Origin of the sequence: Streptococcus mitis B6 (genome assembly GCF_000027165.1) — a bacterium.
Classification (GTDB): Bacteria; Bacillota; Bacilli; order Lactobacillales; family Streptococcaceae; genus Streptococcus; species Streptococcus mitis_AR.
Genome location: NC_013853.1, coordinates 820,650 through 837,897, shown reverse-complemented (window position 1 = coordinate 837,897; position 17,248 = coordinate 820,650). Strand labels below are relative to the sequence as shown.

The following is a 17,248-nucleotide window of genomic DNA, read 5'->3' as shown; positions in this document are numbered from 1 at the left end:
TTGTTCAACCTCTATCTACCTCTATTATACGATATTGGCTTACTATCATCAAGAAACCGCTTTATTTTTTTATCTTTTTATGGTATGATAAACAAAATATCTAGGGGAAAACACATGACCAACGAATTTTTACATTTTGAAAAAATCAGTCGCCAGACTTGGCAATCTTTACATCGAAAGACAACACCTCCGTTGACAGAAGAGGAATTAGAATCCATCAAGAGTTTTAATGACCAGATTAGCTTGCAGGATGTTACCGATGTCTATCTCCCCCTAGCTCATCTCATCCAGATTTACAAGCGTACCAAGGATGATTTGGCCTTTTCAAAAGGGATTTTCCTTCAACGTGAAAGCAAATCCCAGCCTTTCATCATTGGTGTTTCCGGGAGTGTTGCCGTTGGAAAATCCACAACCAGTCGCCTACTTCAAATCCTACTGTCCCGTACACTTACAGATGCTACGGTTGAGTTGGTAACAACTGACGGCTTTCTCTATCCCAACCAGACCTTGATTGAGCAAGGGATTCTAAATCGTAAGGGATTTCCTGAAAGCTATGATATGGAAGCTCTTCTCAACTTCTTGGACCACATCAAAAATGGACAAGATGTAGATATTCCTGTCTATTCTCATGAAGTCTACGATATTGTTCCTGAGGAAAAGCAAAGCGTTAAAGCTGCTGATTTTGTCATTGTTGAGGGAATAAATGTCTTTCAAAATCCACAAAACGAGCGTCTCTACATTACTGACTTCTTTGACTTTTCCATCTATGTTGATGCTGCAGTCGATGACATCGAGAGTTGGTATCTGGACCGTTTCTTGAAGATGCTGAGTCTAGCCCAAAATGACCCTGATAGCTATTACTATCACTTTACTCAAATGCCGATTGGGGAAGTGGAATCCTTTGCCCATCAGGTCTGGACCAGTATCAATCTCACAAATCTACAAAATTATATTGAACCAACCAGAAATCGTGCAGAAGTGATTCTTCATAAAACAAAGAACCATGAAATCGATGAAATTTACTTAAAAAAATAATTTCCCCTTGTCAAAACGTAAGTTTTCAGATATAATGGTATAGTTAGTAAATATGGAGGTAAGAACATTGGCAAACATTAAATCAGCTATCAAACGCGCTGAATTGAACGTTAAACAAAACGAAAAGAACTCAGCTCAAAAATCAGCTATGCGTACTGCTATCAAAGCTTTCGAAGCAAACCCATCTGAAGAACTTTTCCGTGCTGCTAGCTCAGCTATCGATAAAGCAGAAACTAAAGGTTTGATTCACAAAAACAAAGCAAGTCGCGACAAAGCTCGTCTTTCAGCTAAACTTGCTAAATAAGAAACAGTCCATAGAGGCTGTTTTTTTGTCTCCAAATAGGAAAAGGTAGAAAATGAAAATCGCAATTATCGGATATTCTGGTGCTGGTAAGTCAACGCTAGCCGAAAAGTTATCTAACTACTACTCCATCCCAAAACTTCACATGGACACACTCCAATTTCAACCTGGTTGGCAAGATAGTGATCGCGATTGGATGTTGGATGAGATGAAAAAATTTCTCACCAAGCATGAAGCTTGGGTCATCGATGGTAATTATTCTTGGTGTTTCTATGAGGAAAGAATGCAGGAAGCTGACCAAATTATCTTTCTTAATTTTTCTCGCTGGAATTGTCTGCTACGAGCCTTTAAACGTTATCTCACATACCGAGGCAAGGTCAGAGAAAGTATGGCAGCTGGATGTGAAGAACAATTTAATTGGGAGTTTATCAGATGGATTCTCAGGGATGGTCGAATAAAAAATGCTAAGGATAGATACCAATACTTAAACAATACTTATCCAGAAAAGATGCATATTCTCCATTCTCAAGCAGAGATTGATTGTTTTTTGCGATCTTTAAAAAATAGACAATAGAGTAACATTCATTAAGGTCAGTATGTAGTGAATGACTAAAAAAGGAAGAGAATCTTGTTCATAGTTTCTGAGTTCGTGATACAAAAAAACTGAAGGAAGTATAGTCCTACTTCTTTCAGTTTTTTTATTGTCTCAATTTAGAAAAAACTTCTCCAATCTTACCTTCGATAACTAAATCAGCTTGGCTGTCTTGAGGAGTGCTGGACTTGTTGATAACGACAAGATTTGACCCTGAAAAATAATTGATTAGGCTAGCTGCAGGGTAAACAACTAAGGAAGTGCCACCAATAATCAACAAATCTGCTTGCTGAATGACTTGGGCTGCGCGACTAAATACATCCATATCTAGCTCTTCCTCATAAAGGGTTACGTCAGGTTTGACCACCTTGCCACAATCTAAGCAGTAGGGAACTGGACCTTCAAGTGCCAAAAAGGCAGTCAAATCATAAAAGCGATGACAGCCCAAACAATAATTACGATCTGCACTACCATGCAGTTTCAAAATTTTCTGAGATCCTGCCATTTCATGGAGACTATCGATATTTTGCGTCACAATCGCCTTTAATTTACCTGTTTTTTCCAACGACGCTAGATAATCATGTGCTAAATTCGGCTTGGCATCAGGATAGAGCAGATACTTTTTGTAGAAATCAAAAAAATCCTCTGGATAGCGCTCAAACATAGTGCGTGAAACCAGTTGCTCGGCAGTAAAATGGCGACCTAGTTTCAGACTATATATACCATCTGAACTACGAAAATCTGGAATATTAGACTCTGTAGAAACCCCTGCACCACCGAAAAAGACAATTCTCTGACTTTGATCAATAATACCTTGTAATTGTTCAATCTTATCCATTTTGTACTCCTAGGAATTTTCAAGTTAAAAAGTTGAAAGTCTTGACTTCTTGTCAACTTGGCTTCCAACTTTATTTGATTATGATTTAGATATTAAACTGACTAGTCTCGGTCCTTTGACACAATTAGGCTTCCTTCAATTTCCTTATTCTTGCCTATTTCAGGATTGATTCATTGTTGGTGGTTATCATTTTAAGAACAAGAGAAATCATTCTGAATATAGCCTACCTTTAGTCAGCAATCAATGTTTCCAAACCAACCTTCATCATATCAGTGAAGGTGTTTTGACGTTCTTCTGCAGTTGTGTCTTCATCTGGATTAACCAAGCTATCAGAAATTGTCATGATAGCTAGCGCGTCAACATGGTGTTGGGCTGCCAGATAGTAAAGGGCTGCTGCTTCCATTTCCACAGCCTTGACTCCCCATTTACCAAGCTCGATGTTCTTTTCAAAGTAGTTTGAATAAAAGACATCAGAAGACAAAACGTTCCCAACGTGGGTGGTCATACCGAGTTCTTTGGCGATATGGTAGGCCTTATCTAACAAATCAAAGCTAGCTATTTGTGGGAAATCGTACTGTGGCCAGTCATTACGGATGATGTTAGAGTTGGTTGCCGCTGCCTGCGCCAAAACCAATTCACGAACGTGGACATCTTCATTCAAAGAACCCGCAGTCCCCACACGAATCAATTTTTTCACACCGTAGTCAACAATCAACTCACGCGCATAAATCGAAATAGATGGCATTCCCATCCCAGTTCCCATGACAGATACACGGTGACCCTTGTAAGTACCAGTGTAACCAAACATGTTACGCACTTCGTTAAAACAAACAGCATCTTCAAGGAAATTCTCCGCAATAAACTTAGCACGAAGAGGATCCCCAGGAAGAAGAATTTTATCAGCAATTTCACCCTGCTGAGCAGCAATATGGATAGACATAATTAAGATATAAAGGGCGACAGAGAACAAAGTAAAAATAGGAAACTGACGACGCATCGCAGATGCTAGACAGTTTATCTTTTTTACACAGTTCTCCGCCCGTATTCAGTTCAATGAATACAGTTAACCCATCCTTTCTTTATTTTATGAAGATTAGAGAGCGACAAGAAAACGACTGAAAATTAGGAATCTGACGAGAAATCATGATTTCTCAGTCAGATTATCTATTTTCCAAGTTTTCCTCTTATGTTCAAATCAGAACACTTCACTCTACCTTTCTTATTTTTGATATTTTGTAAAAACTAGCACAAATTAAATTATCTAGTTTGTCTGTAATTCTAATTTGTAAGCGAATCTAAAAAATTATGCAATTTTGCATTCATTTCAGAATAATCGTTACCACGCAATTCTTCAGGTGATTGAACAAAAGATAATGTTTGATGTTGTTCTATCAATCGTTCTTCACTATCCGCAGCAACCAATAAATCAATCGCTTCTAAATCAAACTCTAAATGCACTTGAAAAGCATAATGTTTAGGGCTAAAGCGAACGATCTGTCGTGGACAACCTTGACTGGTAGCAAGGATTACCGCTTCGTCTGTCAAGCCCGGCATATCACCATGCCAGTGACCAACTAAAAGCTCGCTACCAAAATGTTTGAGGTGTTTATCTGCTAGTCCTTGACTAGTCATCCTAATAGGGAATACACCTATTTCTCTTTCGGGACTGTGCTCATATTGTCCCCCATAAGCTACAGATAGTAGTTGCGCCCCCAAGCATACACCTACAATATATTTATCTTCTTCTATTGCTTGTCGAATAAGTCTAATTTCTTCTTTTGGATGATAATAAGGGAAATGTTCTTTATCTTCATCAGGAGATTGAGGACCTCCCATAATGATAAGAAAATCAATATCAGAAACTGTTTGGGGTAAAGCTTCTTCCTTATAAACCTTTGTTATTCCAATGTCATGACCTCTTGATTGAGCCCAAGTTAGATAAGCACCTGGGATTTCAAAACTCTCATGTAGTATAAAATGCACTTTCATTTCTATAGTTTACCTTTCTAAGTGTTTAGAACAGTTTTCCACTCGTGTTCAAATAAAAACACACGCTCTAACTTTCTTTTTACTTTTTTATTTCGTAGCTAAGAAAAATCAGATTCAATCATGACTCCGATAAGCCTACTTCTTTTTTATTTTAAACAGTTATTGATAAATTGACAATAGTTTTTAATCTTTTTAGATAAATCCTTGATTAGAAGAAACAGTCGTTCTCTATCTTATTACTCTATTCTTTGACTTCTGACACAGTATGTTAGCCCAAGAAAAACGGTCTAATATTTCTGCAAATTTATAGGCTAAAACAGCCGTTACTAATAGATACGGAAGAGAATCTATACCTAGCCCAGTGAAACCTATAACTAATCCGGTTGCAGAAATGGGCGCCCTCAAGGTCACAGACAAAAAGCAAACCGATCCCAAAAATAAAATGCTTGGCTGGCTATTCCCATTTAGAATCATTCCCAAGAGAGCAGCTCCAGCCATCCCCAAGGCAAAAGATGGCGTAAGAGTACCACCATAGGCCCCTGCCCACAGAATAATAATAACGACTAATGCTTTTAGGATAAACAAGAGGAATACTGTTTTGCCATTGCTACCATTCAATACTTCCTGAGCCATCATACGTCCATTTCCAAGTAGATGTGGAAAGGAACTTGCAAGACCAGCAAGAAAAAGAAAAGCTGAGGGCAATGTGAGAAGTATTCGTTTATCTTTTATTCTGTTTGAAGACGCTGTCTTACTTAAGCGACCAAAAAGCCAAGCTAGTGGGGTTAAGAAAAGAAGTAATAAGGGAATAATCCATATTTCCTTTAATGACCATGTGATAGCTGGAATCTGGTAGAGAGCCTGATCTGAAATAACCAAGCCTGCTATATAGGTTGAAACATAGGTAGTCAAACCGACTAAGACAAATCGTTCAATAGATAGAGCAATTCCTAGGGTTTCAAAAACAAAGAAGACACTTGTTAATGGAACCTGATAAACAGCCGCTAAACCAGCACCAGCACCACAAGCAAGGAGAAATATTTGATCCTTCTTAGAGAGAGAACATATTTTTCCAATTGGTCCTGCAAATAGAGTCCCAATCTCTCGTGGCGCAGCCTCTTTGCCAATAGGGGCTCCCCCTCCAACTGCAATGATCTGCCAAATTGAATGAAATAGCTGTTTTAGAAAATGAAGCTTGTATTGTAAAGTCTCACCCTTCATCTGAGCTTTGATGGAAAAAATCTTCGACCCTTTTTGCAAGAAATACCAGGCCAAGGATGAGCCAAGACCCACGATCATTAAACTTAGTCCTATCCGTAACGAGGAAACTCCATCTGTCAAAAATCCACTATGATGCTCTGACTGACCAAAAGCTAGCCCCTCCACCATCTCTAAAAGATAATGGAGAAATATACCAGATAAACCTGAAACTATTCCTTGTAGAATAACTGCTATGAATAATCTAAAATTATAAGGGATTTTTCGAAAAATACTCCTCAATTCTATTAACATGATTACAATTCAGCAAGAATTGCTTTAAGCAAGCCTTTGAAATCACCTTTAACACGTTCAGTCACTTCTACAACTTCTTCGTGATTAAGTTCTTCTTGGAAGCCTGCAGCATGGTTAGTGATACATGAAATACCTAGAACTTTCAAACCTGAGTGGGCTGCCACAATAACTTCAGGAACCGTAGACATACCAACTGCATCTGCTCCCAGTGTCTTATAGGCACGAATTTCTGCTGGTGTTTCATAAGTTGGACCAGTAACACCGATATAGACACCTTCATCAAGCCTGATACCAAGTTTTTTAGCCACTTCATGGGCAGTAGCACGGTATTCTGGTGTGTAGGCCTTGGACATATCTGGGAAACGTGGACCAAATTCATCCAAGTTTTCACCCATCAATGGGTTCTGCCCCGTCATATTGATATGGTCTGAGATAGTCATCAAGGTACCAGGGCCATAACCAATACCACCAGCTGCATTGGTTACAATAACACCTTCACATCCAAGAACTTTCATGACACGCACTGGGAAAGTCACGACTTCCAAAGGATTTCCTTCGTAGAAATGGAAGCGACCTTGAAGAGCCAAGACCTTACGACCTACAAGTTCACCATATACCAATTTACCAGCGTGACCGACTACTGTAGAGCGGCCCCAGTTTGGAATCTCAGCATAGTCTACTACAACTGGATTTTCGATTTCTTCTGCCAGTTCTCCCAGTCCTGATCCAAGGATTAGACCGAACTCAGGCGCTTGGATTCCCTTGTCTTTCAGAAAAGCAGCTGTTTCATTGATTTTGTCTAAAAATGTCATTGTATGTCCCCTTTATTATTTTTTAGCATTTGACCGATTTTGTCAAAGGTTTTTGCATTGCGAATGGTAATGTGGCGATAGAAAGGCATCTTGAGCAAGTACTTGTGATAGGCAGTCTTAGAGTAGGATTCTTCAGAGAATTTCCCCCAGAAAATGCCAAGTTTTCCAAAATGAACGACCTCATCTTTCAGCTCTAAACTCTCAACTGTCGTGATGACTTGCTCCACATCCAAACCCTCCGTGTAGAAAAGGACATCTTTTCGTGCCAAGTCTTCGTTCCACCAAGCTGGTAGATTCTCCACTGCTGCTTCATAGTCTTCTTGACTCAGTAAAGAAAAGCTCTGAATAAATGGATAATGGACTGCAAAGAAAGTCTCTAATTTTTCAACCAATCGAGCTTTTGGTTCTGTCGAAGTAAAGAAAATGTTGCCACTGTTGATGCAGCTTTCAACCTTTTCCAGTCCCAAGTCTGTCAATTCTTGACGAAGCTCCGCCATGACGACCTTATTCTTACCACCAACATTGATACCTCTCACCAGCAAAGCATAGCGTGTCATCTTATACCAATTTATCTAAGAAACTTTCCCCAATCATAGCAGTTTCCACACCAAAGTTATCGGCAACAGTCGCTGAAATATCTGCAAAATGTCCGACTGGAATGACGCCATTTCCTTTAAAGGCAAGGCTATAGGCCAACAATGGAATATATTCACGAGTGTGGTCTGTTCCTGCATAAGTTGGGTCATTTCCATGGTCCGCAGTAATCAAGAGAAGGTCGTTCTCTCTCATAGCTGCGATAATTTCAGGTAAGCGTTCATCAAACTCATGCAAACAATCACGGTAACCATGAGCATTACGACGGTGGCCGTAAAGGGCATCAAAGTCAACTAAGTTTGTGAATGAGAATCCTTTTTCAAACTCAGCAAGGCCCATGGTCTTCAATAGTGTATCAATTCCATGGCTGTTTGACTTGTTGTGACCCATGTCATGGTTGATACCAGCACCGTTAAAGATGTCGTTGATTTTACCAACAGCATAAGTATCGATACCTGCTTCATTGAGTTTATCGAGAACGGTTGGAGCAAATGGTGAAACTGCCAAGTCACGACGGTTGGCTGTACGAGTGAAGTTACCTGGCTCACCAACATATGGACGGGCAATGATGCGACCGAGAAGGGCCGGACGCTCAAGTGTAATTGAACGAGCGTATTCACAGATACGATACAATTCATCCAGAGGAATGATGTCTTCGTGGGCAGCAATTTGCAAAACAGGGTCAGCTGAAGTATAGATAATCAACTCCCCAGTTTCCATCTGACGTGGTCCAAAGTCATCGATAACAGCTGTACCTGAGTAAGGTTTGTTGGCTTCACGAATGACCTTACGTCCTGAAAATTCTTCGATTTTTGTCAAGATTTCTTCTGGGAATCCATTCCAGAAAGTATCAAAAGGCTCCGTAATGTTGAGTCCCATGATTTCCCAGTGTCCAGTCATAGTATCCTTACCAAGAGATACTTCTTCTAATTTTGTTGCATATCCTGTTGGATTGCTTTCTGCCGGTACAGTCTTCAAAGGCGTTTCGCGAGGAATATTTCCAAGACCGATTTTAGCCATGTTTGGCACATTCAAACCAACTGTTTTGGAAATGTGTCCCAGTGTGTCAGAGGCACCATCTGGAACCCCTGTATTGACAAAGTTATTAGCATCTGGTGCAGCACCGATTCCTACAGAATCCAGTACCACCAAGTGAATACGATTAAATTTTGACATAGTGTATCTCCTTATTATGTTGATTAGTTTGCTTTTGTTGAAGTTAAAATCTGAACCCCGTCTCGTCCAGCAACGATGACCTTATCCACCATTTGGTTGAATAAGCCGTGCTCCACGACACCAACGATATGGTCTAATTCTTGTCCGAAAGCAATTGGATCTTCAATGACATCTAAGGCAAGGTCGATGATAAAATTCTTCATATCGGTCACAAAACGTTGACCGGATTTTTCACGGAAACTTGGTTTGTAGCCAGCTCGTTCAAAACAACGAAAGACTTGTTCTGCGCCATACTGAACCACTTCCACAGGCAATTTAAAAGCACCTAGTTTCTCTACTAACTTGCTTTCATCCACCACCCAAATGTATTCTTTTGAAGGCGTTGCGACAACTTTCTCCATCAGAAGGGCACCACCACCGCCTTTGATTCCGTTAAACTGACTATCCACTTCATCTGCCCCATCAACCGTCACATCGACAAAGTCTACATGGTCAATAGACTTGAGTGGGATATTAAGCCCTTCAGCCTGTTTACTGGTCACACTGGAAGTCGTTACAGCTGTAATCTGCAATCCTTCTTCCTTGATACGACGACCGATTTCTTCTACAAAATAATAGGCAGTAGAACCTGTTCCTAGTCCGACAACCATGCCATCCTTGACAAACTCAGCAGCCTTGATACCTGCCATTTTCTTCAGATTTTCCACTCAAACACCTCCATTAGAGAGCTACTTTTATTATAACATGTGTCCGTTTTTATTTCATGGATACACTAGAAAAAACCGAACATTTTTATTTGTATGTCTACCTTGTTTTGGTAGTTAGAATCTTAGTTATGAGAACTTGTAGATAAAAACAGGTTCTAGCCAAAAGCAACAACCGTTGATTTTTTATCATAAAGATGATTAAATAGTTAAGTACAGAAAAGGAGAAATAGGATGAACCCATTAGATTTATTTAACCAAGTAAAAGAATTAATCGAAACAAAAGATTTCGAATCTGCAAAAACATTTGTTGCAGAAAATCAAGAACAGCTTGGAGAATACTTCTCTCAAGCTCAACAGTTGATTTCTGGTTCTGAAGGTCTAGATGGCCTCGTTGGAAAGATTAAAGGATTTTTCTAAAAGATATAAAGGCGCCTGAAACGATCAGGTGCCTTTTTGAGATATTTTTTTCATTATTTTAGGAAGATGACTGCTGATTTCCGTCGGAAAGACCACATAATGTTCTTGAGCTAGTTCTTGGGCTATGGCTGAATGAAGATGGGTTGCTACTGCCACACGTTCGTAGAGACTGGCCTGTCGAAATTGGCCTACAAATCCTGCGATCATCCCAGCCAGAGTATCTCCCATTCCCCCAGTCGCCTGATAGGGACCGCCAACTTGTAACTGGTAATAATCAGATTGGCCAACTTGCCAAATACGAGTAGCTGGACCTTTCTCCACCAAAATTGTTCCTTGAGGAAAGGAAGTCAGGGCATTAGCCGTTGCATCTTCCTTTTGCTTTTCAATAGCAATACCAGACAGCTTTTCCCATTCTTTTTGGTGAGGAGTTAAGATAAGCTGGTTAGATGGCAACGACAAACTTGTCCTAGCAAGAATGGTCAGAGCACCACCATCTACAATCAAAATCTGATTTTGTCTTAAGCTAGCAAAAACCTGTTTGACTAGATGTTCTCCAAAAGCATCGTCTCGTAAACCAGGCCCCAGCAAGACAACTTCTGCCTTCTCCAATTGCTCTTTTAACAATTGCTGGTCTTGAAGAGAAAAGGCCATAGCCTCAGGTAAATGACTATGCAAAGCTGGGATATTTTCCCTATCTGTTCCAACAGTCACCAAACCAGCTCCACTTTTAACAGCTGCCAAAGCAGCCATAATGATGGCACCACCATAAGGATAAGTCCCACCCAGCAACAGCAAACGACCATAGTCTCCTTTATGACTGGTACGAGAACGTTCAATAATGACTTTTTCTAGTAAGGTTTGATCAATCACTTTCATCGTTTTTTCCTTAACTATCCTTTATCTGATTGTTTTAAAACAACTTGATAGACTTTCTTAGTCCACTCTTCCAAACCTTCTCCATCATGGTCAAGATAATACACCCTATCTAGTAATCGACTTGGAATAATATTTTCAAATTGGTTCTCATTATGAGTTGGAATAATACAAATATACAACTCACTAAATAAATTCAACATGTCCTTAATTTTTGCAACATGGTAGCCATCAAAAATATAACCAGTAACTTTAATCAAATCTGTATAGATAAAATGAAAACTCACTCCAGGAATAAACTTGTCTTGTAATTCTTTCTCTGAAGGAGCTCGGCCTAATAAACGCTCCATCGCTAATCGATAACCAGAACTTGTATTTGACCACCCTAACATGACATAGTCAAAATAATCTATCGGATCCGATGCAGCATTTCTACTATCCAAAACCAACTCCTCAGCATCTCGCCCAAAGGCTTTCACAGCAGATAAGAGCTGACCTGTTTTAAAGATAGAAATCGCTGCATCTATAGTCGTAGTATGACTACAGTAGTCTGAAGTCACTAACCTCTTATGTAGATCATAAGTCGAGGCTACTCTTTTATCTGTAGGGGTAAATGGTGGCAGAAAGGGATGCTGACAGATGTAATCTAAAATTTCTTTTTTTAAACAAGAATCAGCACACTCAATACTTGTTTGACGTTTATGAAGTTTTTCGTAAGCTATAAATTTAGCAATTTTTTCTAATTCCCACTCTTGAATATTTGGATAATCAATTAGTGCTAAGTAGTATATTCCATCCCATTGTAAACTATATTCCCCACTATAAATTTTTAAAATCATCTAATCACCTCACTCCATTATACAACAAAAAGGAGGCGCATACCTCCTTTTATAAACTTATTTCTAAAATTTAATATTCATTTCTGCCATTTTAGATATAGCTATAGAAAATACACTTTCCTCAGAAAATTTTTCTCTTATTTTCTATCCAATGTCCGGAGTGCTGCTTGATAAGTTTGCTCCATCAGCATAGTAATGGTCATAGGACCGACACCTCCAGGAACTGGCGTAATATGGCTAGCAAGTGGGGCAACTGCCTCATAATCCACATCCCCACAGAGCTTCCCATTTTCATCTCGGTTCATCCCGACATCGATGACAACTGCACCTGGTTTTACAAAGTCAGCAGTCACAAACTTGGCACGACCGATTGCTACTACAAGAATATCTGCTTTAGCAGCTACCTTGGCAAGATTATGAGTACGTGAATGGGTCAAAGTCACTGTAGCATTCTTGGCCAAAAGAAGTTGAGCCATAGGTTTTCCAACAATGTTTGAACGACCGATGACGACCGCATTTTTCCCTTCCAAGTCAATCCCATATTCATGAAACATTTCCATAATTCCTGCAGGTGTAGAAGGAATCATGACTGGATGACCAGACCAAAGACGCCCCATGTTTAGAGGATGAAAACCATCCACATCCTTTTCTGGGTCAATGGCCAACAAAACTGCCTCTTCATCAATATGTTTTGGTAATGGTAACTGGACCAATATCCCATGCCAAGCTGAATCTTGATTGTATTTGGCAATCAAGTCTAACAATTCCTCTTGAGTAATGGTATCTGGAACTCGCACAACTTCACTACGGAATCCAGCCGCAAGGGCTGACCTCTCCTTGTTACGGACGTAGACTTGGCTGGCAGGGTTGTTCCCAACCAAAATCACTACCAAACCAGGTACTAGCCCCGTTTCTTCCTTTAATCTTTCAGTCTTTTCAGCCAGCTGTCCTTGTAACTTAGCTGCCAGAGCCTTCCCATCAATAATCTGTGTCATATCACTTCTCTTTTCTTTCAAATATCTTCCATTATACCAAAAACTGCTAGCACCCTCTAACACTTCTTTCTTAGGCAACCTTATAGTTTCAAACTATAAGAAAAAGCTCAGTTCGAGCTTTTCATTAATCTATATTTTATATGTAAAGTTAGATATAAATAGCTAAACAAAGCTAACTTATAAAACCTTACTCAAGAAGTCCTTAGTCCGTTGTTCTTGGGTTTGTTCAAAAATCTGTTCAGGTGTTCCATCTTCAACAACTACACCGTCTGCCATAAAGATGACACGATCTGCAACCTCACGGGCAAATCCCATCTCATGTGTTACGATAACCATGGTCATTCCTGACTTGGCTAGGTCTTGCATAACAGCCAGAACTTCTCCCACCATCTCAGGGTCCAAAGCTGAAGTTGGCTCGTCAAAGAGCAAAACATCAGGTTCCATAGCTAAACCACGTGCAATAGCAATCCGCTGTTGCTGACCACCTGACAAACTCTGTGGATAAGCAGTTGCCTTATCGGGTAAACCAACTTTTTCCAAAAGTTCCTGAGCTCTCTTCTCAGCAACAGCCTTACTTTCACCTTTGGTCTTGATAGGAGACAAGGTGATATTTTCCATCACAGTCATATTAGGAAAGAGGTTAAATTGTTGGAAAACCATCCCCATCTTCTCACGCATGGCAAACAGGTCATTCTTCTTGTCCGTAATATCGACTCCCTCAAAGATAACCTTCCCCTTGGTCGCTTCTTCCAACAAATTCATAGAACGAAGCAAGGTAGATTTCCCGCTTCCTGAAGGACCAATGATAACGACAACTTCTCCTCTTTTAATCTCGAGGTTGATGCCCTTCAATACTTCATTCTTTCCAAAGGATTTATGTAAATTTTCAATTTTTATCAAGGTTTCTGTCATTATTTCTTATCTCCTTGTCCCATATAATTTTCAAAACTCTTCAAAGTCACTGTTAAAATAGAGGTCATTATTAAGTAGTAGAAGGCTGCAAATAAGAGTGGAGTCAAGGGAAGATAGGTTGTTGCAGATACTGTTATAGCCCCATTCCACAACTCCATCACACCGATAGCTGATAAGAGGGAACTGTCCTTGATAATGGTGATAAATTCGTTCCCCAATGCTGGCAAGATATTTTTGATTGCTTGTGGCAAAATCACATAGCGCATGGCATTTTTAGGTCGAATTCCTAATGAATACGCAGCCTCTAACTGTCCTTTAGGAACTGCATTAATCCCCGCACGAACTGTTTCTGATATGTAGGCACCGCTATTCATGGAGATAATCAAAATTCCTGGAATCAGACGCGAAAGATCAACACCCAAAATCCCAACCTGAATAGTCGGAGCATTGATATGCATAAGAGCAAAGGCAATCATAATCTGAACCATCATCGGTGTCCCACGGAAAATCCAAACATACAAGTTGGCAAGCCAAATAAGAGGTTTGAATCTCGAGCGTTGCACAAAAGCCAAGACAACACCTAAAATCGTCCCTAAGCAAACAACACAGATAGAAATTAGGATAGTAACAATAGCCCCATAGTTAAAATAGGGAAAATACTTAGGTAGAAAAGAAAAATTCATACTAAACACTTCCTTCTAAAATAATATACTGTATGATTATAACATGTATTGAATTAAAATACAACACTTTTCTTTGTTTTATTCCTAAAAATCTTTCAGCAACAATAATTAGTGATAAATCTTAGTTTTTCCTAGTCAAGTTGGCTTGCTTTATGGTAAAATAGTAACGATAAGAAATGAAGGAGAATCAGAATGGAATCACATTTGGTTAGAATCATCAACCGCCTTGAAGCAATGGCAAAAGACGGCGGAAATTTAAAACGTAATTTTGAACGCGAAGGAGTTGTTGTTGCAGAAGTTGCGTACAGCCACGACGAAGAAAACGGCTCAATCTTTACCCTTCGTGACGTAGAAGCTCGCGAAACTTATACGTTTGATAGCATTGACTTGATTGCAATGGAGATTTACGAACTTCTCTACTAATCTAAAACAAGCAGGATTACTCCCTGCATGTCTAACCAAAATCCTTTTTGTCTCACAAATAGGATTTTTTTATAGTCCAAATCCACGAAGATTTTCATTGTAACAACTTCTAAAAGCTGCAATCTTTTTACTTGCTTTACACCCCAATCCTGTTATAATGAGAGTATAGAATTTGACTATTTTTGACCTTTAAACAGGTCAGGCTAAAGAAAGAAATGAGGTAGATGTATGCTTTGTCAAAACTGTAAAATCAACGACTCAACAATTCATCTTTACACCAATCTCAATGGAAAACAAAAACAAATTGACCTCTGTCAAAACTGCTACAAGATTATCAAAACAGATCCTAACAATAGCCTCTTTAAAGGTATGACAGATCTGAACAATCGTGACTTTGATCCTTTTGGGGATTTCTTCAATGATCTAAACAATTTCAGACCTTCTAACAACACTCCTCCTACTCCCCCAACCCAATCAGGTGGAGGTTACGGTGGAAACGGCGGTTATGGTTCCCAAAATCGTGGACCTGCTCAAACTCCTCCACCAAGCCAAGAAAAAGGCCTGCTGGAAGAATTTGGTATCAACATAACTGAAATTGCCCGTCGTGGCGATATTGACCCCGTTATTGGGCGCGATGATGAGATTATCCGTGTCATCGAAATTCTCAATCGTAGAACTAAGAATAATCCTGTTCTTATCGGTGAACCAGGTGTCGGGAAAACGGCTGTTGTCGAAGGTCTAGCTCAGAAAATCGTTGATGGAGATGTTCCACATAAACTCCAAGGTAAACAAGTCATCCGTCTGGATGTGGTTAGCTTGGTTCAAGGAACGGGTATCCGAGGACAATTTGAAGAACGCATGCAAAAACTCATGGAAGAAATTCGCAAACGTGAAGACATTATTCTCTTTATAGATGAAATCCATGAAATTGTCGGTGCAGGTTCTGCTGGCGATGGCAATATGGATGCAGGAAATATCCTCAAGCCAGCCCTTGCTCGTGGGGAACTGCAACTGGTCGGTGCCACTACCCTCAATGAATACCGTATCATTGAAAAGGATGCCGCCCTAGAGCGTCGTATGCAACCTGTTAAGGTCGATGAACCAACTGTGGAAGAAACAATCACTATCCTCAAAGGAATTCAAAAGAAATACGAAGACTACCACCACGTTCAGTATACCGATGCTGCTATCGAAGCAGCTGCAACTCTTTCCAATCGTTACATCCAAGATCGCTTCTTGCCTGACAAGGCCATTGACCTCCTAGATGAAGCTGGTTCTAAGATGAACTTGACCCTGAATTTTGTAGATCCTAAAGTGATTGACCAGCGCTTGATTGAGGCTGAAAATCTCAAATCTCAAGCTACACGAGAGGAAGATTTTGAGAAGGCCGCCTACTTCCGTGACCAGATTGCCAAGTATAAGGAAATGCAAAAGAAAAAGGTCACAGACCAGGACACTCCTATCATCAGTGAGAAAACCATTGAGCACATTATCGAGCAGAAAACCAACATTCCTGTTGGCGATTTGAAAGAGAAAGAACAATCTCAACTCATCCATCTAGCCGAAGATCTCAAGTCTCATGTCATTGGACAAGATGATGCTGTCGATAAGATTGCCAAGGCTATTCGCCGGAATCGTGTCGGTCTCGGTACGCCTAACCGCCCAATCGGAAGCTTCCTCTTTGTCGGACCAACTGGGGTCGGTAAGACAGAACTTTCCAAACAATTAGCTATCGAACTCTTTGGTTCTGCTGATAGCATGATTCGCTTTGACATGAGCGAATACATGGAAAAACACAGCGTAGCTAAGTTGGTCGGCGCCCCTCCAGGTTATGTTGGCTACGATGAGGCTGGGCAATTAACTGAAAAAGTTCGTCGCAATCCATATTCTCTTATTCTCTTGGATGAAGTAGAGAAAGCCCATCCAGATGTTATGCATATGTTCCTACAAGTCTTGGACGATGGTCGTTTGACAGATGGGCAAGGACGTACCGTTAGCTTCAAGGATGCCATCATTATCATGACTTCAAATGCAGGGACAGGTAAGGCCGAAGCCAGCGTTGGTTTCGGGGCAGCTCGCGAAGGACGGACCAACTCTGTTCTCGGTGAACTCGGCAACTTCTTTAGCCCAGAGTTTATGAACCGTTTTGATGGTATTATCGAATTTAAGGCTCTCAGCAAGGATAACCTCCTTCAGATTGTCGAGCTTATGCTATCAGACGTTAACAAGCGCCTTTCTAGCAACAACATTCATTTAGATGTAACTGAAAAGGTCAAGGAAAAATTGGTTGACCTCGGTTATGATCCAAAAATGGGAGCACGCCCACTTCGTCGTACTATTCAAGACTATATTGAGGACGCAATCACTGACTTCTACCTTGAAAATCCAAGCGAAAAAGACCTCAAGGCAGTTATGACCAGCAAGGGCAAGATTCAAATTAAGTCTGCCAAAAAAGCTGAAGTAAAAACTTCTGAAAAAGAAGTATAAATCCTATAGAAAAGGAGTAGAAAATGAACATTTTCTGCTCCTTTTTATTAAAATAATTATAAG

At 40.1% G+C, this 17,248-nt stretch carries 19 protein-coding genes; 6 read left to right on the top strand and 13 right to left on the bottom strand.

Annotated features, from left to right (window positions below):
• The first annotated feature begins 114 nt into the window (after positions 1-114).
• From coaA to SMI_RS04445, 3 genes are all read left to right on the top strand, one after another.
• Complete coding sequence (gene coaA / locus SMI_RS04455) at positions 115-1,035, top strand: type I pantothenate kinase (RefSeq protein ID WP_000180515.1); 921 nt, start codon at positions 115-117, stop codon at positions 1,033-1,035.
• Positions 1,036-1,102: 67 nt separating this feature from the next.
• Positions 1,103-1,339 carry a 30S ribosomal protein S20 gene (gene rpsT, locus SMI_RS04450; RefSeq protein WP_001274000.1) on the top strand — a complete coding sequence of 79 codons (237 nt, stop codon included), beginning with the start codon at positions 1,103-1,105 and terminating at the stop codon, positions 1,337-1,339.
• Between the two features lie 52 nt (positions 1,340-1,391).
• A complete protein-coding gene (locus tag SMI_RS04445; RefSeq protein ID WP_000684205.1) occupies positions 1,392-1,910 on the top strand; it encodes a DNA topology modulation protein in 519 nt (172 codons plus the stop codon).
• 124 nt (positions 1,911-2,034) lie between these two features.
• On the opposite strand, the gene SMI_RS04440 is transcribed toward SMI_RS04445, so the two are convergent.
• From SMI_RS04440 to rpiA, 8 genes are all read right to left on the bottom strand, one after another.
• Positions 2,035-2,766, bottom strand: coding sequence for an NAD-dependent protein deacylase (locus tag SMI_RS04440; protein WP_000357686.1), 732 nt, complete (start codon positions 2,764-2,766; stop codon positions 2,035-2,037).
• 229 nt (positions 2,767-2,995) lie between these two features.
• Entirely contained in the window at positions 2,996-3,706 is a 711-nt protein-coding gene (gene deoD, locus SMI_RS04435) for a purine-nucleoside phosphorylase (protein ID WP_012972499.1), read from the bottom strand.
• A 338-nt stretch (positions 3,707-4,044) separates the two neighbouring features.
• Positions 4,045-4,755: a type 1 glutamine amidotransferase gene (locus SMI_RS04430; protein ID WP_000862846.1), complete on the bottom strand. Its 711-nt coding sequence runs from the start codon at positions 4,753-4,755 to the stop codon at positions 4,045-4,047.
• A gap of 228 nt (positions 4,756-4,983) precedes the next feature.
• A complete protein-coding gene (locus SMI_RS04425; protein ID WP_012972498.1) occupies positions 4,984-6,267 on the bottom strand; it encodes a chloride channel protein in 1,284 nt (427 codons plus the stop codon).
• 2 nt (positions 6,268-6,269) lie between these two features.
• Positions 6,270-7,079 carry a purine-nucleoside phosphorylase gene (locus tag SMI_RS04420; RefSeq protein ID WP_000143370.1) on the bottom strand — a complete coding sequence of 270 codons (810 nt, stop codon included), beginning with the start codon at positions 7,077-7,079 and terminating at the stop codon, positions 6,270-6,272.
• Positions 7,076-7,636: a DUF1697 domain-containing protein gene (locus SMI_RS04415; RefSeq protein ID WP_000199111.1), complete on the bottom strand. Its 561-nt coding sequence runs from the start codon at positions 7,634-7,636 to the stop codon at positions 7,076-7,078. The genes SMI_RS04420 and SMI_RS04415 overlap by 4 nt, the downstream gene beginning before the upstream one ends.
• 1 nt (position 7,637) lies before the next feature.
• The gene (locus SMI_RS04410) at positions 7,638-8,849 is read right to left on the bottom strand and encodes a phosphopentomutase (protein WP_000033130.1); all 1,212 of its coding nucleotides are present in this window, start codon (positions 8,847-8,849) and stop codon (positions 7,638-7,640) included.
• A gap of 23 nt (positions 8,850-8,872) precedes the next feature.
• Entirely contained in the window at positions 8,873-9,556 is a 684-nt protein-coding gene (rpiA, locus tag SMI_RS04405) for a ribose-5-phosphate isomerase RpiA (RefSeq protein ID WP_000429264.1), read from the bottom strand.
• Between the two features lie 231 nt (positions 9,557-9,787).
• On the opposite strand from rpiA, the gene SMI_RS04400 reads away from it, so the two are divergent.
• Positions 9,788-9,973, top strand: a complete 186-nt coding sequence (locus SMI_RS04400; RefSeq protein WP_001068561.1) for a hypothetical protein — start codon at positions 9,788-9,790, stop codon at positions 9,971-9,973.
• A 24-nt stretch (positions 9,974-9,997) separates the two neighbouring features.
• Here the strand turns inward: SMI_RS04400 and SMI_RS04395 are convergent, their stop codons facing one another.
• The 5 genes from SMI_RS04395 to SMI_RS04375 form a co-directional block, all read right to left on the bottom strand.
• Entirely contained in the window at positions 9,998-10,849 is an 852-nt protein-coding gene (locus tag SMI_RS04395; RefSeq protein ID WP_000863093.1) for an NAD(P)H-hydrate dehydratase, read from the bottom strand.
• Positions 10,850-10,863: 14 nt separating this feature from the next.
• Positions 10,864-11,685 (bottom strand): hypothetical protein, encoded by an 822-nt coding sequence (locus tag SMI_RS04390; RefSeq protein ID WP_000601065.1) that lies wholly within the window; start codon positions 11,683-11,685, stop codon positions 10,864-10,866.
• Positions 11,686-11,822: 137 nt separating this feature from the next.
• Complete coding sequence (locus tag SMI_RS04385; RefSeq protein WP_000192103.1) at positions 11,823-12,680, bottom strand: bifunctional methylenetetrahydrofolate dehydrogenase/methenyltetrahydrofolate cyclohydrolase; 858 nt, start codon at positions 12,678-12,680, stop codon at positions 11,823-11,825.
• Positions 12,681-12,857: 177 nt separating this feature from the next.
• The gene (locus tag SMI_RS04380; RefSeq protein ID WP_000140955.1) at positions 12,858-13,592 is read right to left on the bottom strand and encodes an amino acid ABC transporter ATP-binding protein; all 735 of its coding nucleotides are present in this window, start codon (positions 13,590-13,592) and stop codon (positions 12,858-12,860) included.
• Positions 13,592-14,275, bottom strand: coding sequence for an amino acid ABC transporter permease (locus tag SMI_RS04375; RefSeq protein WP_001011616.1), 684 nt, complete (start codon positions 14,273-14,275; stop codon positions 13,592-13,594). Before SMI_RS04375 ends, SMI_RS04380 begins: the two co-directional genes overlap by 1 nt.
• 192 nt (positions 14,276-14,467) lie before the next feature.
• Between SMI_RS04375 and SMI_RS04370 the strand changes: the two genes are divergently transcribed.
• Both SMI_RS04370 and SMI_RS04365 read left to right on the top strand, forming a co-directional pair.
• A complete protein-coding gene (locus SMI_RS04370; protein ID WP_000443570.1) occupies positions 14,468-14,698 on the top strand; it encodes a DUF1797 family protein in 231 nt (76 codons plus the stop codon).
• A gap of 228 nt (positions 14,699-14,926) precedes the next feature.
• Positions 14,927-17,185: an ATP-dependent Clp protease ATP-binding subunit gene (locus SMI_RS04365; RefSeq protein ID WP_000882502.1), complete on the top strand. Its 2,259-nt coding sequence runs from the start codon at positions 14,927-14,929 to the stop codon at positions 17,183-17,185.
• Positions 17,186-17,248: the final 63 nt, after the last annotated feature.